Genomic DNA, 22,188 nt, shown 5'->3' on the forward strand with positions numbered 1-22,188 from the left:
GGCCGTGAGCTTCAACCTGCCGCCGAACGTGATCCTGCCGGTCGACGAGATCGACGTGCGGCTCGATCCGGCTCCGCATCCTTTCCAGCGCGACAATGCCGAGGCCATCGCCGCCGGCTGGGCGGAGCAGAGCGCTGGCAATCCGGCCCTTTTCGACGGCACGATGGTGCTGCTTTCGACGCTGACCTACGACAAGGGGCGGCTTTCCGGCATCTGCCATGCGGTGCGCTACTCCACTTTCCTGCACTGGCGGCGCCATAGCGATACGCATGGCGCCCACCATGCTTTCGCCCATGCCATGCCGGTGTCGGGCGACGGGGTGCTGGTGGCGATCCGCATGGCGCCGCATACGCTCAACGCCCATAGGGTCTACTTCGCGGCCGGATCGTTCGAGCCGGAGGATTTTGTCGGCGGCCAGGTCGACATGCACCGCAACATGGCGCGCGAGGTGGCGGAGGAAACCGGCCTTGACCTTGATGCGGCGCAAGCCGAGCGCCGCCACCATCTGATCTCGACCCCGGGCGGGGTGGTGATCTTTCGCCGCTACCGGTTCGCACAAACGGCGCAGGCGCTCGCCGCTCATATCCGGGGGCACATCGCGGCCGATCCCGATCCCGAGATCAGCGAGCCGATCGTCATTGCCGATGCGGCGGCGCGGCCTGCCGGGCTGATGCCCTATATGCCGGCCCTGATCGACTGGCATTTTTCGAACATGTAGGAGCGGGCGGATTCCGCCTCATTCGTGCCGGAGCGCGTCGATCGGATCGAGCCGCGCGCCGCGAAGCGCGGGGAAAAAGCCGAACACCATGCCGATCAGCGCCGAGAAGCCGACGGCGAGCAGGATCACGGCTGGGCTCGGTGCAAAGGGGATGACAAGGGCGAATGCCGCCGCTCCCGCCAGCGACAGGCCGAGCAGGATGCCAATGATGCCGCCGAGCAGCGACAGCACCGTCGCCTCGACGAGGAACTGGATCAGGATGTGCTTTTCCTGCGCGCCGATGGCGAGCCTTATGCCGATCTCGCGCGTGCGCTCGGTGACCGACACCAGCATGATGTTCATGATGCCGATGCCGCCGACCAGCAAGCTGACGCCGGCGACGGCGCCCAGCATGCCGGTCATGGTGGCCGTGGCGCTGGCCATGGTGTCGGCGATCTGGGTCATGTCGCGGATGCCGAAATCGTCCTCGCCGTCGGGCGGGATGCGGCGCACGTCGCGCAGGATGTTCTCCATGCGCGCTTGCAGTTCGGTAGTGGGCACCGCTTCATCGGCCGACACATAGATGTTGTCGACGTTGCGGTTGCCGGCGATGCGGCGCTGGTAGGTCAGGAGCGGCATCAGCACCACATTGTCCTGATCCTGCCCGAAGCCGGTGTAGCCCTTGGGTTCCAGAAGGCCGATCACCTTGCAGGTGCTGCGGTTGACGCGGATCAGCTCCCCGTCCGGGTCGCCGGCGCCGAAGAACTGCTGGCGCACCGTCTCGCCGATCAGGCACACGCCGGCGCCGCCGCGCGTTTCCTGCTCGGTGAAGGGGCGGCCCGAGGCCAGCGTCCAGTTGCGCGCCTCGAGGAAGGCACTGTCGGTCCCGGTCACCGAGGCGGTCAGGCTTTCGGTGCCGTAGATGACGCGCACCTGCTTCTGCGAGGCGGCCGAGATGGCGCGCGCGCCGGTGAGCCGCGTGGACAGCGCCTGGAACTCCTTGTCGCCGAGCCTGCGGCGCTGGCTCCAGTCCGCGCCGCCGGGCCCGCCCGGGCCGGCGGGGCGGCCGGGATGAACGACCAGCAGGTTCGAGCCGAGCTGGGCAATGTCCGACTTGACCTTCTCGGTGGTGCCGGAGCCGATGGTGAGCATGGCGATGACCGCCGCCACGCCGATGACGATGCCGAGCAGGGTGAGGAAGGAGCGCAGCGCGTTGCGGCGCACCGAACGCAGGGCGAGGCGGACGGTCTCCCAGATCATGACGCCATCCTCCGCGCCGCGTTGCGCAAGTCGGATTCCACCTTGCCGTCAAGGAAGTGAATGGTGCGCTGGGCATAGGCGGCGATGTCGGCCTCATGCGTGACCATGACGATGGTCAGCCCGTGCTCCTCGTTGAGGCGCGTCACCAGTTCCATGATCTCATGGCTGCGCGCGGTATCCAGGTTACCTGTCGGCTCGTCGGCCACCAGCAGGGTGGGGCGGGTGACGATGGCGCGGGCGATGGCGACGCGCTGCTGCTGCCCGCCGGACAGTTCGGCCGGCGTGTGATGTTCGCGGCCCTGCAAGCCGACTTCGGCCAGCGCCTGCATGGCGAGCGCGCGCCGCTCGCCGGCTGCAACGCCGCGATAGATCAGCGGCAGCTCGACATTCTCGGCCGCCGTGGTGCGCGCCAGCAGATTGTAGCCCTGGAAGACGAAGCCGATATAGAGGTTGCGCAAAAGGGCGCGCCGGTTGCGGTCCAGCCGGCCGGCATCGACGCCCATGAAGGAATAGGTTCCGGCAGTGGGCGTGTCGAGGCAGCCGATGATGTTCATCGAGGTGGACTTGCCCGACCCCGAAGGCCCCATTATCGAGACGAATTCGCCCCGGTCGATGGCGAGGTCCACGCCGGCCAGGGCATGGACGCGCGCCTCGCCTTCGCCATAGGTCTTCCAGACCTTGTCGAAGCGGATGAGCGGTGAGGAGGACATGGCCTATCCCCGCTGCTGCTGGGCGGTGATGACCAGATCGCCTTCCGACAGTCCTGACAGGATTTCGGTCAGTTCGCCATTGGTGGAGCCCATGCGCACCCGAACCGGCTGCGGCTCGCCGCCCTTCAGCACATAGAGCATGCGGGTGCCGTCGGCCTCGCCCTGACGGCTCTGCTGGCTGCGGCGTTCGCGCGGCCCCATGCGGCCGGTGAACATGGAAAGCACGCTCCAGCCTCTTTCACGCTGCTCTGCCATGGGCCGGTAGCGGAAGGCGGCGGTGGGCACGGTGAGCGCATCCGTCGCGTGCTTGGTGACGACGGTCACCGTTGCGGTCATGCCGGGGCGCAGCAGGAGTTCGTCGTTCTCGACCTCCAGCCGCGCGTCGTAGGTCACGACGCCGTCGGTGGTGACCGAGGCATAGGAGATGTCGCGGATGGTCGCGTCGAAGCGGCGGTCGGGGAAGGCATCCACGGTGAAGCGCGCCTGCTGGCCGTCCTTGACGGTGCCGATGTCTGCCTCGTCGATGGCCGCCTTCAGCTCCATCTTCTTCAGGTCGGCGGCAAGCACGAACAGGACCGGGGCCTGGAGCGAGGAGGCGACGGTCTGGCCGGGGTCCACCGAACGGGTGAGCACGACGCCGTCGATGGGTGCGTAGATGGTGCTCTTGGCAAGGTCTGTCTGCTGGGCCTTCAGGTCGGCCTCGGCAATCGCCAGATTGGCCTCGGCGCTGTCGAGCGCGCTGCGGGCGCGGTCGCGCGTGGCGGTGGCGGCTTCCAGCGCCTGCGCGGTCGCCATGCCGCGCTTGGTCAGCGCGTCGGTGCGCACCAGCGCCTGCTCGTTTTCCTTGAGCGTCACCGCCGCGTCGTCCACCTTGGCCTCGGCGGCCTTGGCGGAAGCCTTGGCCCGCTCGATCTGCACCTCAAGCTTCGAGGTGTCGAGGGTCGCCAGCACGTCGCCCTGCTTCACTTCCTGGTTCTCGACCGCGGAAACCGAGCGCACGATGCCGGAAAGCTCGCTGGAAATGTCCACCTGGGTCAGCGGCTGCAAGGTGCCGGTGGCCGAGACTTCGATGACGAGGTCGGACCGGGTGGCGGGTTGCGTGACATATTCGATGCGGGCCGTGCCCGCGGAAAAATAAGAGTAGCCGGCAAAAGCCGCCGCGGCGGCCGCCAGCGCCAGCACCGCATAGACAAGCGGCCGCCGGTTGCGTTTCGTCACGCCCTTGCCGTCGAGCCCGAGGCTGGCCTCGATGGCGGTCTCCGATTCCGCTTTCGGCGGATTGACAAACTGGTCCACGCCGGACCCCTATATTAGCCGTGACGTCCCTTACAAAAACACACATCAGGTGTTGGGGACTGAAATTCAAATTAATTTTCGCTCATGTTCCGTCGGTGCGGCGGGTGGAAACTGACAATGCAGGGTCGAAAATACCTCATCTACGATGTGTTTGCCGATACGGCGCTGAGCGGCAACCCGCTGGCCATCGTGCTCGATGGCGAGGGGCTGGAAGCGCAGGCGATGCAACGGATCGCGCGCGAATTCAACCTTTCCGAAACGGTGTTCGTGCTGCCGGCAGAGCAGCCGCAGCACCGGGCGCGGCTGCGGATATTCACGCCAGACTACGAAATGCCGTTCGCCGGCCACCCGACGGTGGGGGCGGCGGTGGCGCTGGCCGAGCAGGCAGGCAACGGCGCCAGCATCCTGATGCTGGAGGAGAATATCGGGCCGGTGCGCTGCGCGGTGCCGTCAGGCGGCGGCTTTGCCGAGTTCGATCTGGCGAAGCTGCCGGAACGGCTGCAATTCTCGCTCGAATCGGAGGCCGTGGGCGCCGCCCTCGGGCTCGGGCCGCATGAGGTGGGTTTCGAAAATCATCGTGTTTCGTTCTGGTCGGCCGGCGTCGGCTATGTGCTGGTGCCGCTGGCGGACCTGCAGGCGGCGGCGAAGATCGAGTTCGACAACGCCGCCTGGCTGGATATCGCGCCGACCGACGAAAGCGGCCAGCCCGCCAGCCTCTATGCCTATTCGCGCGAGACGAAATACAGGGACAGCGCTTTCCACGCGCGCATGTTCGTGCCCGGCACGCCCTGCTGGGAGGACCCCGCCACCGGTTCGGCCGCGGCCGCCTTCGCCGGGGCGATCATGCATTTCGACAAGCCGGGCGAGGGCATGTCGCGGCTGTGGATCGAGCAGGGGCTGGAGATGGCGCGCCCGTCGCGAATCCGTCTCGAACTCGATGTCGAAAACGGCAGTCTCGCGGCCGCCCGCATCGGCGGCCATGCGGTGAAGGTTGCGGAAGGACATATTTTCGTCTGACGGGTCCCTGCGCCGGTGCGAGGAAGTAAAATCCCTTGTAGCCTATTGTTTTTGCACATTTCCATAGGCCAAATCCGATTTGAACCGGCCATGGAAGTAGGCTGGCGGCCTGTCCGTCCCCATCTTCCTTGAATGTTTTCTCAGCGAAATATCAGGACAGGGGTAGACAGGCTCCATGGCGACGGTTATATGCGCGCCAACGTTGGTTTTACCAACGCCCGTGGGTGATTAGCTCAGTCGGTAGAGCAGCTGACTCTTAATCAGCGGGTCGTAGGTTCGATCCCTACATCACCCACCATTTCAATCACTTAGAGCCAGAAGTTCCTGCTGCGGTTGGCCACGGCCGTCACGTCGCGCTCGTCAGCACCGGCGCGCTCTTTCCGCGATCAGCGTGTTTCCTTGCCCTTGCAGGCGCTCGATCTTTGTCGTCTGCCTGCCCTTGATCGCGTCCACGCCTCTTTCCACGCCCGGCACCCAGAATGGCGGCTTCCAGTTGGCCACCTTTCCGCGCCGGACAGCCGTTGCGGTTATGTCCTTGGAATTGGCGCCGATGGCGTCGTCCAGTTCGGGGCAGGACGCAGCCTGGTATTGTGCCGGGTCCACGGAACCTCGCGCACACCCGCTGACAAGGGCAATGGCAAGCAGCAAGGCAGGCAGGATCGGGCAGGGCGATTTCATGTATCTGGCCTCTCAACACTCATGAAAGCCCACAAAGGCGCGAAGGTTCCCTCTTGCGGCCTGTCGGGCAGCCCGCGTGCAAACAGCCTGAAGTCGAATTGTGGCGGCGAGACGGCCCTGAACCAGCCGGTGGCGACGCTCGGCTGCATCTGCCGGCCGGGCGTGGGGCACGGCGGCTTTTGGCGCAGGGCTTAAAACAGTTTCAACCCCCGCCATGGTTGTGCGGCCCCTGCGACAGCCTGTCTTATGGAAAGGCTTGATCGTGGCCCCCATGGGTCCCATGATGACCGGTATTCGCAGGCAGGTGAACATGGCCCAGAACGCAATCGCAGCAATCGTCGGTGCCGAAACCGCGGCGATCCAGGCCCTTCTGTTGAACGCGGTGGCGGGTTGGCGTGCCGCAGGCCTCAAGGTTTGCGGTCTCATCGAAGAGGCGGACGGTCCCGCCGAAAGCCGTTGCAGCGCCGGCACGCTGCGCAACCTCGTCACCGGCGACCGTTTCCCCATGTATCTCGACGAGCCGCCGGCCCACACATCCTGCCACCTCGACGAGATGGGCGTGACCAATGCCGGCGAGAGCGCCCTCGACCAGATCGCCGGCAGCGATGTCGTGGTGCTGAGCAAGTTCGGCAAGGTGGAAGCGGTGGGCGGCGGCCTGTTCTGCGCCTTCGAGGCGGCGGGTGCGCTCGGCAAGCCGGTGATCACCTCGGTCGCGCCCAAGCATCACTATGCCTGGCAGCGTTTCGCCCCGGAAGCCTCGATCATCAAGCCGCAGCAGGGCGAGATCGACAATTGGTGGCAAGCGAGCAGCGCGGCCGCCGTGGCCTTGCGCGGTGCCGCCTCCAACGGGCGGTAAGGCAGATCGCCCCTTTCACATTCGCTTCTGCCGCTCAGCCTCCCGAGACACCGGCTTCGGCAAAGCTTGCCATGCGGGCATGGCACTCCAGCGCCGAGCGCACGATGTTCACGGCAAGGCAGGCGCCCGAGCCTTCCCCGAGCCGCATGCCGAGGTCGAGCAAGGGCTTCAGCTCCAGTGCCTCGAGCAGGCAGCGATGGCCGGCCTCGGCCGAGACATGGGCGGAAAGCGCATGCGCGAGGCCCTGCGGATGGAGCCTGGCCAGCGGCGCGACAGCGGCGGTGCATACGAAACCATCGAGCAGCACCGGCACGCCGCGATGACGCGCGGCCAGCGTGGCGCCGAAGATGGCGGCGAGTTCGCGTCCGCCGAGGCTGGCCGCCACTTGCAGCGGGTCGGCGAGCGCGGCCGAATGGCGTTTCAGCCCGGCCTCGATGGCCGCGACCTTGCGCTTCAGCCCGGCATCGTCGACGCCGGTACCGCGCCCGGTCCAGCCCTGCACCTCGCCCCCGAACAGGGCGGCGGCGATGGCAGCGGCCGGCGTGGTGTTGCCTATGCCCATCTCGCCGAAGCAGACGAGATCGAGATTTTCCTCGACCGTATCATAGCCGACCGAGACGGCGGCAAGGAAATCGGTCTCATCCATGGCCGGCTCCTGCGTGAAGTCGCCGGTCGGCCGGTCGAGGTCGAGCGGGATGACGTCAAGCTCCGCGCCGGCCGCGCGGGCGAGCTGGTTGATGGCCGCGCCGCCATGGGCGAAATTCGCCACCATCTGCACGGTGACTTCCGCCGGGAAGGCGGAAACGCCTTGTGCGGTGACGCCATGATTGCCAGCGAAGACGATCACCTTCACCCGCTCCAGCTTCGGCATGTCTTGGCCCTGCCAGCGCGCCAGCCAGCCGGCAATCTCCTCCAGCCGGCCGAGGCTGCCCTGCGGCTTGGTCAGTGTGTCCTGACGGCGCGCGACGGCCGCCTGCGCCGCCTCGTTTCCGGCCGGCAGATCGAGGCAAGCGCTGCGCAGTTCTTCAAGCGATTTGAAGGGCATGGAAAGGGAAGCTCCGGAAATGAGTCAGATGAAGGCGGTTGAAGCGGCCAGCAGGATGGCGATCTCGCCCAGTTGCTGGAGGGCGCCGGCGGTGTCGCCGGTCTGGCCGCCGATCTGGCGGCGGCACAGTGCGGCGAAGCCGACAATCAGCAGGACAAGCAGGATAAGCGCAGCGAGCGCGGCGCCGAGCCCGAGGACCAGAAGCGACACGGCTCCGATACCAGCGCCGAGCAAGGCACTCTCCTGCGAAACCGTGCCGGCGCTGGCCGAAAGCCCATCCGCGCGGGCCGGCGGCAGGACATGCATCAGCGCGGCGGGCAGGGCGCGCGAGGCGCAATGGGCGGCGATGAGGGCGGCGAACACCTGCGCTGGGCCGGCGAGAGCAGCCAGTGCGCTCCAGCGCAGCAGCAGGGAGACGACCAGCGCGGCCGTGCCGTAGGAGCCGATGCGGCTATCGCGCATGATCTCCAGCTTGCGCTCGCGCGTCGAGCCGCCGCCGAAACCATCCGCCACGTCGGACAGACCGTCCTCATGCAGGCATCCGGTCATCAGCATGGCGACGGCCAGCGCGAGGGCGGCGGCCGGGCCCGAGGGCAGGCCGAGCCACCCGCCAAGCGCATAGGCGGCGGAAGCAAAGATAGCGACTGCCAGTCCGGCAATGGGGGCGGCCCAGATCGCATCCGCCAGCGTGCGGTCGCGGAAATCGAGGTGCGGCAGCGGCAGCCGCGTGAAGAAGGCGAGGCAAAGCGCGATATCGAGCGGGTTGAGCCGGTCCCTCATGCGCCCGCCCGCGCTATGGCATGGAAGAAGGTGCCGCTGACATGGCCGCGCCGACCGCCGGACGGGCCAAGCGGGTTGCCCTGGCCATCGGCAAGGTCGGCAATGGGGCTGTCGTTGCCGGGGTCGGTGACCCGCGCATAGTGGAATTCGTGGCCCCGGATGGGGTCGTCGGCGCGGCCCAGCGGACAGTCGGCCAGAAGGTGCGCCTGCCGGTAGCCGAGGTTCATCTTGCGTTTGGCGAAGCTGGTGGTGTGGCCGAGCAGGCCGAGCATCCTGTGGGTGACGCCATCCGCATCTTCCAGAGCCTCGCCCAGCACCATGTAGCCGCCGCACTCGCCATGCACGGGTTTTTCCGCCGCGAACACTGCCATTCCGGCGCGGAAATTTTCGGCCGAGGCCAGCGTTCCGGCGTGCAGTTCGGGATAGCCGCCGGGCAGCCAGCACACGTCGCAATCGGGTCCTGGCGACTCGTCGGCCAGCGGCGAGAAGGGCACGATCTCGGCGCCTTCATCGCGCCAATGGCGGGCGACGTGCGGGTAGAGGAAGGTGAAGGCGCGGTCCTGCGCCAGCGCGATGCGCTGTCCCGGCGGGGGCAGGGCGCAGGCGAAATCTCCATCTTGCGGGCTTAGCGGGGCGGCCAGTTCGATAACCGCGTCAAGGTCGATGGAGCGTTCGGCCATGTCGGCCATGCGGTCGATGAAGGCCATCAGGTCGTCATGCTCGCCCGCCTGCACCAGCCCCAGATGGCGTTCCGGCATGGTAAGCGTCGGGTCGCGCTCGATGGCGCCGACCACCGGCAGGCCGAGCGCTTCCACCGCCTCGGCGCACAGGCGGCGATGCCGTTCGCTGCCCAGCCGGTTCAGCACCACGCCGGCAATGCGCACCTCCGGCCGGTAGGTGGCGAACCCCTTGGCAACCGCCGCGACCGTGGTGGACTGGCCGGACACGTCGAGCACCAGCAGCGTGGGGATGCCGTATAGCGCGGCGAGATCGGAAGCAGCGCCGGAACGGCCGGGCGTGCCCGGAATGCCGTCGAACAGGCCCATGGCGCTTTCCAGAACGACGATGTCGGCATCTTCAGCGGCGCGCCGTGCCAGCCCATTGAGCAGCGAGGGGGCCATGGCCCAACTGTCGAGATTGACGCCGGCAAGGCCAGTGGCGGCCTCATGGAAGCCGGGATCGATATAATCGGGGCCGGATTTTGCGCCACGTACGCGCAGGCCGCGCCGGGCCAGCGCCCGCAGCAGGCCGATGGTGACGCTGGTCTTGCCCGCGCCCGAGCGCGGCGCGCCGATGATGATCGCACGCGCTGTCATGGCTTGCCCGCCAGTTTGTCGCGCAGCGCCACGATGCCGCCGACCACGATGAGAGCCGGCGAGACGATCTGCGCGCGTTCCGCTGCTTCAACCAGCGTGCCGAGGGTGGCCACCACTGTGCGCTCTTGCGCCAGAGTGGCGTTTTCGATGAGCGCGGCCGGCGTGTCGGGCGAAAGCCCGCCGGACAGCAGGTCGGCCACGGTCGCCACCATGTGGGTAAGGCCCATATAGATGACGATGGGCTGGCCGGTGCGGGCAAGGGCCGCCCAGTCCGGCCGGTCATCCGAAACGGCTGCGAAACCGGTGGCAAGGATCACGGCGCCGTTGACGCCGCGCATGGTGGCGGGAATGCCGGCCGAAGTGAGACCGCCGAAAGCGGAGGTGACGCCCGGCAGCACCCGATAGGGAATGCCGGCTTCGGACAGCGCGCGGGCTTCCTCGCCGCCGCGCCCGAACACATAGGGGTGGCCGCCCTTCAGCCGTACCACCTTGCGGCCTTCCCGGCCGAGCTTCACCAGCAGCGCATTGATCTCCTCCTGCGGGATGGAGAGCCGGCCGCCGCGCTTGCCGACATAGAATTTCTCCGCCTGCGCGGCGACGGCGACGATCTCGGGCGACACCAGCGCGTCATGGACGAGGGCGTCGGCCTGCGCCAGCGCGCCCAGCACGTCGAGGGTCAGCAGGCGCGGGTCTCCGGGGCCGGCTCCCGCCAGCCAGACATGGCCGGGTTCCAGTACGCGCGGCTCGAAATCGAGACGGGCAAGCGCTTCGGCAAGCGCCGCCTTTGGCGTGTCGACGCTCATGCGCCCTCCCGGCCGCGGAAGCGGCGCTGATAAGTGGCATCGTAGAGCGCGCTTTCGGAGAAATCCTCGGCGGCCAGCGAGCGGCCGACGAAGATGATGGCCGAACGCTCGATGGGATCCTTGCCAAGTTCCTGCTCGATGGTCGCCAGCGTGGCCCTGACCACGCGCTGTTCCGGCCAGGAGGCGCGGAACACGACGGCCACCGGGCAATCCGTGCCATAAAGCGGGGTCAGTTCCGCGACCACCTGTTCGATGGCGTGGATGGCGAGGTGGATGGCGAGGGTGGACCCCGTGCGGCCGAAGGCGGCGAGCGTTTCGCTGGGCGGCATCTTCGAGGCGCGGCCGGAAATGCGGGTCAGCACGAGGCTCTGCGCGACTTCCGGAATGGTGAGTTCACGCCCGAGCGCGGCGGCGGCGGCCGCGAAGGAAGGCACGCCGGGAGTGAGTGTGTAAGGAATGCCGGCGCGTTCCAGCCGGCGAATCTGCTCTGCCACCGCGCTCCACACCGAAAGGTCGCCCGAATGCAGCCGCGCCACGTCCTGCCCGGCCGCGTGGGCGGCGCGATACTCGGCCTCGATCTCGTCGAGCGACATCGGAGCGGTGTCGATCAGCTTCGTTCCCGGTCCGCAATGCCGAAGCAGTTCGGGCGAAACGATGGAACCGGCATAAAGGCACACCGGGCAGGAGGCGAGCAGGTTCGCGCCGCGCAGGGTGATGAGGTCGGCCGCACCGGGCCCGGCGCCGATGAAATGGACGGTCACGGCTCTTCTCCGTTGACGGCGATGGCGCAGGTCACCGATCCATGCACGGAGCGGGGGCCGAGCAGCCGCGATTTCTGGCCTGCGGCCGCAAGGGCCGCCGTTTCAGAGACGGACGGCGTGCCGGCCGCGGACAGCGATGCGGCCGAGCGGGTCAGGCCGCGCAGCGAAACCAGTTGCAGGGCGGGCCCGTCGACAAGGAAGACGGGAAGGCGCAGCTTGTTTCCGGCTTCGATGATCGCCTGTTCACCGGCTTTAAGCTTGGCCGTGGCGAGGCCCGACAGCGAATCGGGCGACAGGTCGTAGGGCTCGAGTGCGGATTCCACCGCCGCCAGAACCTCCTGAAGCGAGACGCCCTTGCGGCATCCTATGCCGGCGACGATCATGACTTTTCCCAGCTCCACTGCGTGATCGGCATGGCCGGCTTCCATCCGGCCATGGTGCCGACCGGGGCCGCGCGCGCGACGGAAATGCGGGTGAGCGTGCCGCCCAAGCCGGCATGGCGGGCGATCAGCAGCGCTTCCAGTTCGAGCGTGACGGCATTGGCGACGAGGCGCCCGCCGGGTCGCAGCGCCTGAATAGCCGCGTCGAGAACGCCGGGATCGCTGCCCCCGCCGCCGATGAAGATGGCATCCGGCGTGTGGAAACCGGCCAATGCCTCGGGGGCAGCGCCGTGGATGACGGTCAGGTCTGGCACGCCGCAGGCGGCGGCGTTGCGGCCGATGCGTGCGGCGCGGGCCGGCTCGGCCTCGATGGCGATGGCGCGCAACGAGGGGTGCGCCAGCATCCATTCTATAGCGACGGAGCCGGAGCCCGCGCCGATGTCCCACAACAATTCGCCGCGCCTCGGGGCGAGCGCCGAGAGCGTCAGTGCCCGCACCTCGCGCTTGGTGATCTGGCCGTCATGCTCGAACAGATCGTCGGCGATGCCGGGCGTCAGCGGCAGGATGCGCGCTTGGGATTCCGATTCAATTTCCAGCGCCAGCACATTGAGCGGGTTGATTTTTTCGAGTTTGAAGGCGTCGGCGCGGGCGCTGCGGATGCGTTCGTTCGGGCCACCCAGCGCCTCCAGCACGGTGATGCGCGAGGGGCCGAAGCCGAGTTCGGCAAGCAGCGCTGCGATTGCCGCCGGGGCTTCGCCGTCCGAGGTCAGCGCGAGGAGGCGCGCGCGCGGATGCAGCAGCGGGCGGATCAGGTTGATGGGGCGGCCGTGCAGCGAGACGGTTTCCACTTCCTGCAAGGCCCAGCCCATGCGGGCGGCGGCGAGCGAGGTGGCGGAAGGCGCGGGGATGGCGCGCATCTCTTCCGCCGGTATTTTCCGCGCCAACGTGACGCCGACGCCGTGGAAGAACGGGTCGCCTGAAGCCAGCACGCAGACCTTGCGGCCGGCAAGCGCAGCCACCTCGGTCATGGCCGTATCGAACGGTTTTGGCCATTGGCGCGCTTCGCCCTTGATGAGAGGAGCGGCGAGTTCCAGATGCCGGGCGCCGCCGAACACGAATTCGGCGGCTTTGATCGCCTGCTTGGCCTCTTCGCCGAGACCGGATATGCCGTCCTCACCAATGCCGACGATGGTGAGCCACGGGCGGGAAGGAGCCTCAGCCGACATGCGCATCCTCATTCTGGGCGGAACGACGGAAGCGCGGCAGGCAGCGGAAAAGCTCGCGGCCCTGCCCGAACTCGATGTGGCGCTTTCGCTGGCCGGTCGCACCGAAAACCCGGTTCGCCAGCCGGTGCCAGTGCGCGTCGGCGGCTTCGGCGGCGCGGAGGGGCTGGCGCGACATCTGGCGGAACAGCGGGTCGATCTGCTGATCGACGCCACGCACCCTTATGCCGCGCGCATTTCCGCCAATGCGGCCAAGGCCGCGCAACAGGCGGGTGTCGCGATACTGGCGCTGCGTCGTCCGGGCTGGGAGCGGCGGGAAGGTGATCGCTGGACGTTTGCGGAAGATGTGACGGATGCGGTGGGAGCGCTCGGACACGCGCCGCGCCGCGTGTTCCTGAGCATCGGCCGGCAGGAGGCAGGCGCCTTCGCGGCTGCCCCGCAGCATTTCTATCTCGTCCGCAGCGTCGATCCGGTCGAACCGCCGCTGGCGGCTCCCGATGTGCGCTACATTCTGGCGCGCGGGCCGTTCGCGGAGGAGGCCGAGCTCGCATTGCTGGGGGAAAACCGCATCGATGCCGTCGTCTCGAAGGACAGCGGCGGGGCGGCCAGCTATGGCAAGATCGCGGCGGCGCGGGCGCTCGGTATCGAGGTGATCATGATCCGCCGGCCGGTGCTGCCGCAGGTGCCTTCCGCTTCCACCGTTGCCGAACTGGTCGAGATGGCGGTGGCTCATTTCGGCCTCGTCGCGGCGCGCGGCGTGTAGACCAGAGCGGGCTTTTCACCACGTTTTATGATGCGCGTCTCGGTCGAGCCGACGATGATGCAGGTGGCCATGTCGGCCATTTCCGGCTTCGCATCGGCCAGCAGACAGACCTGCATGCGCTCGTCCGGACGGCCGGCGGCGCGACCGAACACTACCGGCACCGTGCCGGGCAGGATGGCAGACAGTGTCTCGAAAGCGCGGCCGAGTTGCCAGGGGCGCGACTTGCTGATCGGGTTGTAGAGCGCGACGACGAAGCCCGCGCCGGCTGCCGCCAGCAGGCGCAGCTCGATCAGGTCCCAAGGCTTCAGGTTGTCCGACAACGAGATGGCGCAGAAATCGTGACCGAGCGGCGCGCCGATGCGCGCCGCCACCGCCAGCATGGCGGTGATGCCCGGCACGATCTCGATGTCGAGCGCCTTCCATTCTTCCGGACCGGATTCGATCGCTTCGCACACGGCCGCCGCCATGGCGAAGACACCCGGGTCGCCGCCGGACACGACGGCGACGCTGTGCCCCTCGACGGCCTTTTCCAGCGCTTCCTTCGCCCGCGCCAGCTCCTCGCGATTGTCGGAGGCGATGCGGGTCTGGTCGGGCCGCAGGTCGAGCCGGTCGACATAGGGCTTGTAGCCGTAGAAGAAGGCGGCTTGCTCGACGGCGCGGCTGGCTTCCGGCGTCACCTGCGCTTCATTGCCGGGGCCGAGCCCGATGATAGCGAGGCGGCCGCTCATACCACCACTCCCGAAGCGCGCTCGCCGGGCCGGCTTTCCCAGCCGGCGACGAGGATGATGCTGAAATAGGGGGCACTGTCGTCGGGCTTTTCGGCAAGGCGCATCGACGCGCCATTGGCCATGGTGCCGCGCTCGACATAGACGGCCTTTTCCAGCCGGTTCGAGGCGGTCAGCGCGCGCCTGATCTTGGGCAGGTTGCGGCCCACCTTCATAATGACGGCGGCGTCGGTGTCGGCAAGGCGGCGCACAAGCTCGGCCTCGCCCATGGTGCCGGGCAGGACGGTCAGCACGTCGTCGCCCTGCACGATGGGCTGGCCGGTGGCCGACCAGCAGCCCGACATGGCGGTGACGCCGGGGATGACCTCGGTGGGGAAGCGATGGGCGAGGCGCACATGCAGGTGCATGTAGGAGCCGTAGAACAGCGGATCGCCCTCCGACAGCACGGCGACGGTGCGGCCGGCTGCAAGGTGCTCGGCCACTTTTGCCGCCGACTCCTCGTAGAAGGCGAGGATCTGCGCCTTGTAGTCGGCATGATCCTTGTCGATCTCGGTGGTGACCGGATAGTGCAGGGGCAGTTCCACGGCGCCCGGCCTGATATGGCCCTGCACGATGGCGCGCGCGTTGCCGTTGGAATTGCGCTTGGCGAAATGCGCCACGACATCGGCTTCACCCAGCGCGCGCACGGCCTTCAGCGTCAGCAGTTCGGGGTCGCCGGGGCCTGTGCCGACGCCGATCAGCCGGCCGGTGGTTGCTTGCGCGCTCACAGGCCGGGCCTCGCCAGTGCGTTGAGAGCGGCGGCGGTCATGGCGCTGCCGCCCAGCCTGCCGCGCACGATTGCATAAGGCACGCCCCAGGAATTTTCCGCCAGCGCCTCCTTGGATTCGGCCGCGCCGACGAAGCCGACCGGCATGCCGATGACGGCGGCCGGTTTCGGCGCGCCGTCGCGCAGTTTTTCCAGCAGGTAGAAGAGGGCGGTGGGCGCATTGCCGATGGCCACGACCGCGCCCGCCATACGCTCGCCCCACAGGTCGAGCGCAGCGGCGGAGCGGGTGTTGCCGATGGCTTGGGCCATTTCGGCCGTGCGTGGATCGCGCAGCGTGCAGACCACCTCGTTGTCGGCGAGCAGGCGGGTGCGGGTGACGCCGCGCGCCACCATTTCGGCATCGCAGAAGATGGGCGCTCCGGCCTGAAGTGCCGCGCGCGCCGCCTCCACGAAGCCGGGACCGAAGGCGAAATGCCTTGCCGCTTCGACATCGCCGCAGGCATGGATCATGCGGATGGCGATCTCGGCTTCCTTTGGTGAGAAGCGCGACAGGTCCGCCTCGGCGCGAATGATGGCGAAGGAGCGCTCATAGATGGCGTTGCCGTCGCGTATGTAATCGTAGGCGGTCATTCTCATTCCTGCATGAAGGCGGTTGTCACGGTTGTAGCACCCAGCCGGGCGAGGCAGGCGGCAACGGTTTCGTCAGCATGGCGCATGTCCTGCACCAGCGAAGCGATGTGGGCGATGCCGGCTTGCGCGTCAGCGACAACATGCGCTTCGGCGGCTGGGGCCCGGGCGGTTGCGTCCAGCGCGATTCCCGCGCCGCCGTCATGGTCATCAAGGTCATGGCCGACGAGGGTGAGGGTGGTTGGAGCCGGATGCGCGCAGCCCTTTGCACAGCCCGAAACGTGGAGCGTGAAGGAACCGTCGAGCAAATCTGCATGGTGGGCGGCCATGCGCTCGGCCAGGCTCCGCGTGGCGATCTTGCCCGAGGCGCAGGCCGGGGCGCCGGGACAGGCGACGATCGAAAGGCGTGGGTCGGCAGCATCGGTGACGAAGCCGAGGGAGGCTGCGGCTTGCCGGAGTGTCCCGCAGGCGTCGGCGCTCATGCCGGGAAACAGCAGGGATCGCGCCAGCGCGGGGCGGATTTCGGCCGCACCGAGGGCAATCGCGCCTTGCGCCAGCGCGATGATGCTTTCGGCCGGCATCGAGCCGAAGGGCAGCGCGAGGCCGAGGGCGAGCGTGCCATCTGCCAGCGGGAACATGGAGACGGGAGTGCTTGTTGGCCCGGCTTGAAGATTACCCCTCTCTGGCCTGCCGGCCATCTCCCCCACAAGGGGGAAGAGCAGCAGTTTTGGCGTCAGTTCCGCATCTGCCACGACGGAGATTGGCGAAAGCGTTTCTCCCAATCCATTCTCCCCTCTTGTGGGGGAGATGGCCGGCAGGCCAGAGAGGGGTATTTCCGCAACGATACGCTGCGCATCCAGATCGCGCGCCCTTGCCTCGCGGCCCAGGGCGGCAATGGCTTCGAGGATGGCGATGGTTGCGGCGCAGGCTTGTGCCTCTTCGACGAAGCCAAGTGGCCGGGCGCTCGCCGCAGTTCCGCCGATGGCGAGATGCCATGTTGCCGGGTTGCCGCAGGCGGCAAGCCGCACATCGGCCAGCACGGCGTCCATGGGCAGGCGACCGCCGCCATCCACCACCACGGAAACTTTTGGGCCGAGCCGCGCGCCAAGGCCGGCCTTTTCGATGGCGGCCCGGATTTCATTTGCCAGCGGGCGCGGGTCGGCGATCTCCTGGGCGTCGATGCCGGCCAGCGGGCCGGTCTCGACCGGCACGCCGGTGCGCACGTCGATCTCCAGCACAGCGACCTCGCGGGCCAGTTCACGCGCAGACGACGGCGTGAGGCCGCGAATCTGGATCGAGCCGCGCGCCGTCACGTCGATGATGCCGTTGCCGTGACGGAGGGCCGATTCGCAGAGTCCGATCAACGCCTTGGGCGGTAAACCTCCAGCAACGGTGTGGAGGCGGGCGAGCAGGCCGTCACCGGTCTGCATCGGTGTGGAAAGGGCGGGGCAGGCGCCGCGTCTGGCGAAGGCGTTCATGCCGCCACCTGCCTTGCCTCGGCGATCAGCGCTGCGAGGTCGTCGTCCACGGAGTTGCGCAGCGGGTGCCACAGGCCGCGCCGGCGGGCAGACAGGAAGCGCTCGGCGATGAGCGCCGCCGCCTCGCGGTTCTCGCGCAGCAGGAAGGCGCGCACTTTCTCATCGCCGAGATAGGCGTCATGAACGGCCTCGATCAGCGCGCCCGGAATGGCGTGCGTGGTTTCGGCGAAGCCGACCAGCCGGTCCACGGTTTCGGCGAATTCGGAAGCGCCGCGCGGGCCGTGGCGCATCTGGCCGGCGATGAAGCGGGGGTTGACGGCGCGGGCGCGCACCACGCGGGAAACGGCTTCGGATACCGAGCGCGGTTTCGGCCTTGCCGGGTCGGTGGTGTCGAGCACGATGACGTCGGCGTTGCGGCCGAGCGTTGCGAGAGCGGCCGAAAACCCGCCGATGAAGGCGACATCGGCGGAGCCTTCGAGAATGTCGCGGCCGGGATCGTCGCCGGTATGGACGAGCAGATCGGCCTCCGACAGCCGGTCCGCGAAAGCGCCGGGCGCGGCGACGCCTTCGCCCTCCGCGCCGCCATAGGCATGGGAGGCGCTGTCCAGATAGGCGCGGCCGATCTCCTCGCGGCTTTCCCAGTCGCCGCTGGCAAGCAGGCTTTCGATGCCGGCGCCATAGGTGCCGGGCGAGGAGCCGAAGATGCGCGGGCCGATGCGGCCTTCGGAGCGGGCGAGGGCGGCCAGCGGGTTTTCGTCGTCGGCCTCGTCGCGTGCCGCGACCGCGCGCGCGGCGGCATCGATCAGCGCGATCTGGGTCGGGAACATGTCGCGGAATAGGCCGGAGATGCGCCAGGTGACATCGACGCGCGGGCGGCCGAGCACGGCCGGCGGCAGCACCTCGATGCCGGTGACGCGGCCGGTGGCGGCATCCCATTGCGGGCGGCAGCCCATCAGCGCCAGCCCCTGCGCGATTTCCTCGCCGCCGGTGCGCAGCGAGGCCGAGCCCCACAGGTCGATGACCAGCGCGCGCGGCCAGTCGCCATGGGTTTGCATATAGGCAGTTACCACCTCGCTGGCCGCCGCCTTGCCGAGGTCGAAGGCGGTCGGCGTCGGCATGGTGCGCGGATCGGCGGTGAACAGGTTGCGGCCGGTGGGCAGCACATCGGTGCGGCCGCGCGCCGGTGCGCCGGACGGGCCGGCGGCGACGTGGCGGCCATCGAGTGCGGCGAGAAGGCCGGATTTTTCCGCTTTCGCGCTTTGCACGCGCAGCGGATCGCTCTCGTCCGGTTGCGCGCGGCCATAGATGTGCAGCCCATCCTTGACGGCGAAATCCTTGAGGTCGCACAGCCAGGCGTCGATGCGGCGCAGCGCCTCGTCGGGCGCGTCGGTGGTTGTCACGCCGGCCTCGACTGCGAGGCCGGTCTCGGCGGCCGTCTCCACGATCAGCTTCGCCAGCCGGTCGCGGCGGCGGCGGTCGAGCCCGTCTGCCTGCGCATATTCATCCACCAGCCGTTCCAGCTTTTGCTGGTGCTCGTCCAGTTCGGCGCCGATCAGCGGCGGCGGCAGATGGCCGAGCGTGACGGCTGAAATGCGCCGCTTGGCCTGCGCCGCCTCGCCGGGATTGGAGACGATGAACGGATAGACGATCGGCAGCGGGCCGGCGACGATCTCGGGGAAGCAGGTTTCGCTCAGCGCCACCGTCTTGCCCGGCAGCCATTCCAGCGTGCCGTGCGCGCCGACATGGACGATGGCGTGGGCATCGAGCGCCTTGCGCAGCCACAGGCCGAAGGCGACCAGTTCATGGCGCGGGGGCAGGGTGGGATCGTGGTAGTCGGCGCGGCGGTCCTCGGAGCGACCGCGATCGGGCGTGAGCGCGACCGTGACGTTGCCGAAGGTGGCGGCGCGGAAGGTGAAGCGCGTCGTGGCGGGTTCACCCCTCTCTGGCCTGCCGGCCATCTCCCCCACAAGGTGGGAGGCCGGATTTGGAGAAACGCTTTCGCCAATCTTCGACGCCGCAAATGGGGAGCCGGCATCCAAGCTGCTTTTCTCCCCCCTTGTGGGGGAGATGGCCGGCAGGCCAGAGAGGGGTATCCCGCAAGGCCCCCAAGCCTGCGCCACGGCCTCGCGCGCCTCAACCGGCAATTCCGCGAAGTAGGTCTTGTAGTCATCGACGCTGAAATCCTCGCCACCATGATCCAGCATGTCGAGCAGGGCGCGCGGCGATTGCGGAATCCGGTCAACCACATAGCCGGCATCTTTCAGGTCATGCAGCATGGCGAGCACGCTGTTCGGCACGTCGAGCCCCACGGCATAGCCGGTGCGGCCGGGCGCGCTCGGATAGTCGGGGATCATGACGACCACGCGCCGTTCGGCCGGCGGCGTGGCGCGCAGGCGCAGGAAGGCGGAAAGCCGCCTCGCCACCTGCGCGATACGGTCGGGTACCGGCTGGTTTATGTTGGCGCGCAGGCCAAGGGCCGGATCGGCCTCCGCCTCGGCCTTGAAGGAGATGGCGCCGGCCATGATGCGCCCGTCGAGTTCGGGCAGCACGGCGTGCATGGCGAGGTCGGCGGGCGCAAGGCCGCGCTGGCCGCTTGCCCATGCCTCGCGTTTCGTCGTGGCGACCACCACCTGAAACACCGGAATGCCGGTGCGGTCGAACAGCGTTTCCGCGCCCGGCTCCGCGCCCGAAGCGAAGGCCGTGGCGGTGACGATGGCCGCCGGTTGCAGAACTGCAATCGCCTTTTCGACGAAGCCGAGCGAGGCGACGTCTTTCAGGCTGGAGACGAAGACCGGCACCGCCGCGATGCCGGTGCGGCGCAGTTCCGCCGTCAGCGCATCGATGGGGGCGATGTCGTCCGCCAGCAGCATGGAACGGTAGAAGAGAATCGGCACGACGGAAGCAGATTTGTCGTCCGCCAGCAGCGGTGTTTCGACAACGCCTGTTCCGGGTTCGTAATAGCCGGCCCGCGGCACCGGCGTGGGAGCCGCAGCATCGGCCTCATGGCCGGCCAGCCTTGCCAGACGGCGCACCAGCGCCTGCATGTTGGCCGGGCCGCCCTCGCGGAAATAGCCCAGCAGCAGGGAAAGTTCCTCGCGGGGCAGGGTGGAAGCCTGCGCCAGCCGCTCGTCCTCGTCGCGGCATTCGCCGGGCAGCAGCGCCAGCCTGATGCCTTTTGCGCGCGCCGTGGCGGCAAGCTGGTCGCAGCCGTAGCGCCACCAGTCGTAGCCGCCCAGAAGACGTACCAGAATGACCTTTGCATGCTGTGCGACGCTGTCCACCCACAGGTCGACCGACATGGGGTGACGCAGGTCGCGCAGCGCCGCCAGCCGCATGGAGGGCAGGCGGTCGGCTTCGGCCTTCCATGCCGAGGCCAGCGCCGCGAGATCGCTGTCCGTGAAGGACAGCGCCACCACCTCGCCCGGCGTCTGGCGCAGGTCGACCGGCTCGATGACATCATCGAGCGAGGCGGAGGTGGTGGTCAGGATATGCATCGTTCAATCCTGATGAGCGGCGCGCTTGCCTAGTTCAGCCCGCCAGAATCTTCTCGATGGCCGGGCGGTCGAGACCCTTGAGGCCGATCACCACCAGCCGCGAGCGGCGGTCGTCATTGGCCGTCCATGCGCGATCATAATAATGATTGACGCGCGGACCGACAGCCTGAACCAGCAGGCGCATCGGCTTGCCGGAAACCTCCACGAACCCCTTCACCCGCAGCACGTCCTCCTGCTCGGCGGCGGCGGCGATGCGGCGCGCCAGTTCCTCGGGGTCGGTGACGGACGGGACGTCGATGACGAAGGTGTCGAAGTCGTCGTGTTCATGGTCGCCGGCGCCGTCGTGATGCGACTTGCGGTTTTCGATGTCGTCCTCGACGGCGAGGCCGAGGCCGAGCAGGATCGACGGATCGACCTTGCCGTGCTCGGACGGGACCACCTTCACGGCCGGCGTGATATGGGCATCGACGATCTTGCGGGCGCGGATGGCAGCGGCCTTGTCCAGCAAATCGTTCTTAGAAAGGATGATGAGATCGGCGCAGGCCACCTGATCCTCGAACACCTCCTCGATCGGATCGTCATGGTCGAGCGACTCGTCTTCGGCGCGCTGGGCGGCGAGCGCATCCATGTCGGAAGCGACCTTGCCCTCGGCAAGCGCGGGACCATCGACCACGGCGACCACGCCATCGACGGTGACGCGGCTTTTCACCGTCGGCCACTGGAACGCCTGCACCAGCGGCTTCGGCAGGGCGAGGCCCGAAGTCTCGATCAGGATATGATCGACCCTGGGCGTGCGCGACAGGATCTGGTCCAGCGCCGGCACGAAATCGTCGGCCACGGTGCAGCAGATGCAGCCATTGGCGAGCTCGACGATGTTCTCCTCCGGGCAGGCGTCGATGCCGCAGCCTTTCAATATCTCGCCGTCGACGCCGACGTCGCCGAACTCGTTGACGATGAGGGCGAGGCGCTTGCCTTTGCTGTTCTCCAGCAGGTTGCGGATCAGCGTGGTCTTGCCGGCGCCGAGGAAGCCGGTGACGACGGTGCAGGGCACGCGGGCGGGGGTTGCGGTCATGGTCGATCCTTCAGGATGGCAGGAGGAGGAATGCGCGCGACGAGGCCGCGCTTGAGCGAATCGGGGCGGCCGCGCCACGGCATCAGGCCGTCGTCGGCTCCAGAGAGCAGGCGGGCACCGGCGACCAGATCGGCGCCGCAATCTTCGGCGAGGTCGCCGAACACATAGCTCCAGGCGCCGTCGGAGAGGATGGAGGCGCTGAGCCGGCGCTTGCAGTTGCCGAGGCATTCTACGGTGCGTATCTCGACCGGCGCGCCGGCGGCGGCCCGGCGCGTGTCCTCCGCCAGCTTTTCGCCGGCGCGCGGATGTGCATCCGAGCCGCTGGCGTCGCGGCAGGACACGCACACGATGATCGTCGCGCGGGTTTCCCGGTCGCTGACGGGTGGCGTCGCCTGATGGGCTGGGCTTGAGTCCAAAATATGCTCCTTGCCCGGGACACCC

22 protein-coding genes and 1 tRNA gene are annotated in these 22,188 nt (G+C 68.1%); 5 read left to right on the forward strand and 18 right to left on the reverse strand.

Annotated elements, in window-relative coordinates:
• The first annotated feature begins 4 nt into the window (after positions 1-4).
• Positions 5-718 carry an NUDIX hydrolase gene (locus ABID37_RS00930; protein ID WP_354192075.1) on the forward strand — a complete coding sequence of 238 codons (714 nt, stop codon included), beginning with the start codon at positions 5-7 and terminating at the stop codon, positions 716-718.
• A gap of 18 nt (positions 719-736) precedes the next feature.
• Here ABID37_RS00930 and ABID37_RS00935 read toward each other — a convergent pair whose 3' ends face one another.
• The 3 genes from ABID37_RS00935 to ABID37_RS00945 are packed head-to-tail and all read right to left on the reverse strand — an operon-like array spanning position 737 to position 3,963.
• Entirely contained in the window at positions 737-1,957 is a 1,221-nt protein-coding gene (locus ABID37_RS00935) for an ABC transporter permease (RefSeq protein WP_354192076.1), read from the reverse strand.
• Positions 1,954-2,667: an ABC transporter ATP-binding protein gene (locus ABID37_RS00940; protein WP_354192077.1), complete on the reverse strand. Its 714-nt coding sequence runs from the start codon at positions 2,665-2,667 to the stop codon at positions 1,954-1,956. The genes ABID37_RS00935 and ABID37_RS00940 overlap by 4 nt, the downstream gene beginning before the upstream one ends.
• A gap of 3 nt (positions 2,668-2,670) precedes the next feature.
• Positions 2,671-3,963, reverse strand: a complete 1,293-nt coding sequence (locus ABID37_RS00945; RefSeq protein WP_354192078.1) for an efflux RND transporter periplasmic adaptor subunit — start codon at positions 3,961-3,963, stop codon at positions 2,671-2,673.
• Positions 3,964-4,080: 117 nt separating this feature from the next.
• On the opposite strand from ABID37_RS00945, the gene ABID37_RS00950 reads away from it, so the two are divergent.
• Both ABID37_RS00950 and ABID37_RS00955 read left to right on the forward strand, forming a co-directional pair.
• Positions 4,081-4,980, forward strand: coding sequence for a PhzF family phenazine biosynthesis protein (locus ABID37_RS00950; protein ID WP_354192079.1), 900 nt, complete (start codon positions 4,081-4,083; stop codon positions 4,978-4,980).
• Between the two features lie 222 nt (positions 4,981-5,202).
• A tRNA-Lys gene (locus ABID37_RS00955) sits at positions 5,203-5,278 on the forward strand.
• A 62-nt stretch (positions 5,279-5,340) separates the two neighbouring features.
• On the opposite strand, the gene ABID37_RS00960 is transcribed toward ABID37_RS00955, so the two are convergent.
• Positions 5,341-5,658 carry a hypothetical protein gene (locus ABID37_RS00960; protein ID WP_354192080.1) on the reverse strand — a complete coding sequence of 106 codons (318 nt, stop codon included), beginning with the start codon at positions 5,656-5,658 and terminating at the stop codon, positions 5,341-5,343.
• Positions 5,659-5,968: 310 nt separating this feature from the next.
• Between ABID37_RS00960 and ABID37_RS00965 the strand changes: the two genes are divergently transcribed.
• Positions 5,969-6,514: a DUF2478 domain-containing protein gene (locus tag ABID37_RS00965; RefSeq protein ID WP_354192081.1), complete on the forward strand. Its 546-nt coding sequence runs from the start codon at positions 5,969-5,971 to the stop codon at positions 6,512-6,514.
• Between the two features lie 34 nt (positions 6,515-6,548).
• On the opposite strand, the gene cobT is transcribed toward ABID37_RS00965, so the two are convergent.
• From cobT to cbiE, 7 genes are read right to left on the reverse strand one after another with little or no spacing between them, the layout of a single operon-like run.
• Entirely contained in the window at positions 6,549-7,559 is a 1,011-nt protein-coding gene (gene cobT, locus ABID37_RS00970) for a nicotinate-nucleotide--dimethylbenzimidazole phosphoribosyltransferase (RefSeq protein WP_354192082.1), read from the reverse strand.
• A gap of 24 nt (positions 7,560-7,583) precedes the next feature.
• Positions 7,584-8,339: an adenosylcobinamide-GDP ribazoletransferase gene (cobS, locus tag ABID37_RS00975; RefSeq protein WP_354192083.1), complete on the reverse strand. Its 756-nt coding sequence runs from the start codon at positions 8,337-8,339 to the stop codon at positions 7,584-7,586.
• Positions 8,336-9,655, reverse strand: coding sequence for a cobyrinic acid a,c-diamide synthase CobB (locus ABID37_RS00980; protein WP_354192084.1), 1,320 nt, complete (start codon positions 9,653-9,655; stop codon positions 8,336-8,338). The genes cobS and ABID37_RS00980 overlap by 4 nt, the downstream gene beginning before the upstream one ends.
• A complete protein-coding gene (gene cobA, locus ABID37_RS00985) occupies positions 9,652-10,458 on the reverse strand; it encodes a uroporphyrinogen-III C-methyltransferase (protein WP_354192085.1) in 807 nt (268 codons plus the stop codon). Before cobA ends, ABID37_RS00980 begins: the two co-directional genes overlap by 4 nt.
• Positions 10,455-11,219, reverse strand: a complete 765-nt coding sequence (gene cobM, locus ABID37_RS00990) for a precorrin-4 C(11)-methyltransferase (protein ID WP_354192086.1) — start codon at positions 11,217-11,219, stop codon at positions 10,455-10,457. Before cobM ends, cobA begins: the two co-directional genes overlap by 4 nt.
• Positions 11,216-11,602 (reverse strand): cobalamin biosynthesis protein, encoded by a 387-nt coding sequence (locus tag ABID37_RS00995; protein WP_354192087.1) that lies wholly within the window; start codon positions 11,600-11,602, stop codon positions 11,216-11,218. Before ABID37_RS00995 ends, cobM begins: the two co-directional genes overlap by 4 nt.
• On the reverse strand, positions 11,599-12,825 hold the full coding sequence (gene cbiE, locus ABID37_RS01000; protein ID WP_354192088.1) for a precorrin-6y C5,15-methyltransferase (decarboxylating) subunit CbiE: 1,227 nt from the start codon (positions 12,823-12,825) through the stop codon (positions 11,599-11,601). The genes ABID37_RS00995 and cbiE overlap by 4 nt, the downstream gene beginning before the upstream one ends.
• Between cbiE and ABID37_RS01005 the strand changes: the two genes are divergently transcribed.
• Positions 12,824-13,585: a cobalt-precorrin-6A reductase gene (locus tag ABID37_RS01005; RefSeq protein ID WP_354192089.1), complete on the forward strand. Its 762-nt coding sequence runs from the start codon at positions 12,824-12,826 to the stop codon at positions 13,583-13,585. The two genes, cbiE and ABID37_RS01005, sit on opposite strands and share 2 nt — an antisense overlap.
• Here ABID37_RS01005 and ABID37_RS01010 read toward each other — a convergent pair.
• The 7 genes from ABID37_RS01010 to ABID37_RS01040 are packed head-to-tail and all read right to left on the reverse strand — an operon-like array spanning position 13,552 to position 22,163.
• Positions 13,552-14,313 carry a precorrin-3B C(17)-methyltransferase gene (locus ABID37_RS01010; protein WP_354192090.1) on the reverse strand — a complete coding sequence of 254 codons (762 nt, stop codon included), beginning with the start codon at positions 14,311-14,313 and terminating at the stop codon, positions 13,552-13,554. The two genes, ABID37_RS01005 and ABID37_RS01010, sit on opposite strands and share 34 nt — an antisense overlap.
• The gene (locus tag ABID37_RS01015) at positions 14,310-15,077 is read right to left on the reverse strand and encodes a precorrin-2 C(20)-methyltransferase (RefSeq protein ID WP_354192091.1); all 768 of its coding nucleotides are present in this window, start codon (positions 15,075-15,077) and stop codon (positions 14,310-14,312) included. The genes ABID37_RS01010 and ABID37_RS01015 overlap by 4 nt, the downstream gene beginning before the upstream one ends.
• Positions 15,074-15,706, reverse strand: coding sequence for a precorrin-8X methylmutase (locus ABID37_RS01020; protein WP_354192092.1), 633 nt, complete (start codon positions 15,704-15,706; stop codon positions 15,074-15,076). The genes ABID37_RS01015 and ABID37_RS01020 overlap by 4 nt, the downstream gene beginning before the upstream one ends.
• A gap of 2 nt (positions 15,707-15,708) precedes the next feature.
• Positions 15,709-17,181, reverse strand: coding sequence for a precorrin-3B synthase (cobG, locus tag ABID37_RS01025; protein WP_354192094.1), 1,473 nt, complete (start codon positions 17,179-17,181; stop codon positions 15,709-15,711).
• Complete coding sequence (locus ABID37_RS01030; RefSeq protein ID WP_354192096.1) at positions 17,178-20,675, reverse strand: cobaltochelatase subunit CobN; 3,498 nt, start codon at positions 20,673-20,675, stop codon at positions 17,178-17,180. The genes cobG and ABID37_RS01030 overlap by 4 nt, the downstream gene beginning before the upstream one ends.
• A 34-nt stretch (positions 20,676-20,709) precedes the next feature.
• Positions 20,710-21,747, reverse strand: coding sequence for a cobalamin biosynthesis protein CobW (gene cobW, locus ABID37_RS01035; protein ID WP_354192097.1), 1,038 nt, complete (start codon positions 21,745-21,747; stop codon positions 20,710-20,712).
• Positions 21,744-22,163, reverse strand: a complete 420-nt coding sequence (locus tag ABID37_RS01040) for a DUF1636 family protein (protein WP_354192099.1) — start codon at positions 22,161-22,163, stop codon at positions 21,744-21,746. Before ABID37_RS01040 ends, cobW begins: the two co-directional genes overlap by 4 nt.
• Between the last annotated feature and the right edge of the window lie 25 nt (positions 22,164-22,188).

Source organism: Aquamicrobium terrae (assembly GCF_040545735.1).
Lineage (GTDB): Bacteria > Pseudomonadota > Alphaproteobacteria > Rhizobiales > Rhizobiaceae > Mesorhizobium > Mesorhizobium terrae_A.

Bases quoted from the DNA above. Each gene is read 5' to 3' on its own strand.
- ABID37_RS00935 (WP_354192076.1), bottom strand. From the start codon at position 1,957: ATGATCTGGGAGACCGTCCGCCTCGCCCTGCGTTCGGTGCGCCGCAAC.
- ABID37_RS00940 (WP_354192077.1), bottom strand. From the start codon at position 2,667: ATGTCCTCCTCACCGCTCATCCGCTTCGACAAGGTCTGGAAGACCTAT.
- ABID37_RS00950 (WP_354192079.1), top strand. From the start codon at position 4,081: ATGCAGGGTCGAAAATACCTCATCTACGATGTGTTTGCCGATACGGCG.
- ABID37_RS00960 (WP_354192080.1), bottom strand. From the start codon at position 5,658: ATGAAATCGCCCTGCCCGATCCTGCCTGCCTTGCTGCTTGCCATTGCC.
- ABID37_RS00965 (WP_354192081.1), top strand. From the start codon at position 5,969: ATGGCCCAGAACGCAATCGCAGCAATCGTCGGTGCCGAAACCGCGGCG.
- cobT (WP_354192082.1), bottom strand. From the start codon at position 7,559: ATGCCCTTCAAATCGCTTGAAGAACTGCGCAGCGCTTGCCTCGATCTG.
- cobS (WP_354192083.1), bottom strand. From the start codon at position 8,339: ATGAGGGACCGGCTCAACCCGCTCGATATCGCGCTTTGCCTCGCCTTC.
- ABID37_RS00980 (WP_354192084.1), bottom strand. From the start codon at position 9,655: ATGACAGCGCGTGCGATCATCATCGGCGCGCCGCGCTCGGGCGCGGGC.
- cobA (WP_354192085.1), bottom strand. From the start codon at position 10,458: ATGAGCGTCGACACGCCAAAGGCGGCGCTTGCCGAAGCGCTTGCCCGT.
- ABID37_RS00995 (WP_354192087.1), bottom strand. From the start codon at position 11,602: ATGATCGTCGCCGGCATAGGATGCCGCAAGGGCGTCTCGCTTCAGGAG.
- ABID37_RS01005 (WP_354192089.1), top strand. From the start codon at position 12,824: ATGCGCATCCTCATTCTGGGCGGAACGACGGAAGCGCGGCAGGCAGCG.
- cbiE (WP_354192088.1), bottom strand. From the start codon at position 12,825: ATGTCGGCTGAGGCTCCTTCCCGCCCGTGGCTCACCATCGTCGGCATT.
- ABID37_RS01010 (WP_354192090.1), bottom strand. From the start codon at position 14,313: ATGAGCGGCCGCCTCGCTATCATCGGGCTCGGCCCCGGCAATGAAGCG.
- ABID37_RS01020 (WP_354192092.1), bottom strand. From the start codon at position 15,706: ATGACCGCCTACGATTACATACGCGACGGCAACGCCATCTATGAGCGC.
- cobG (WP_354192094.1), bottom strand. From the start codon at position 17,181: ATGAACGCCTTCGCCAGACGCGGCGCCTGCCCCGCCCTTTCCACACCG.
- ABID37_RS01030 (WP_354192096.1), bottom strand. From the start codon at position 20,675: ATGCATATCCTGACCACCACCTCCGCCTCGCTCGATGATGTCATCGAG.
- cobW (WP_354192097.1), bottom strand. From the start codon at position 21,747: ATGACCGCAACCCCCGCCCGCGTGCCCTGCACCGTCGTCACCGGCTTC.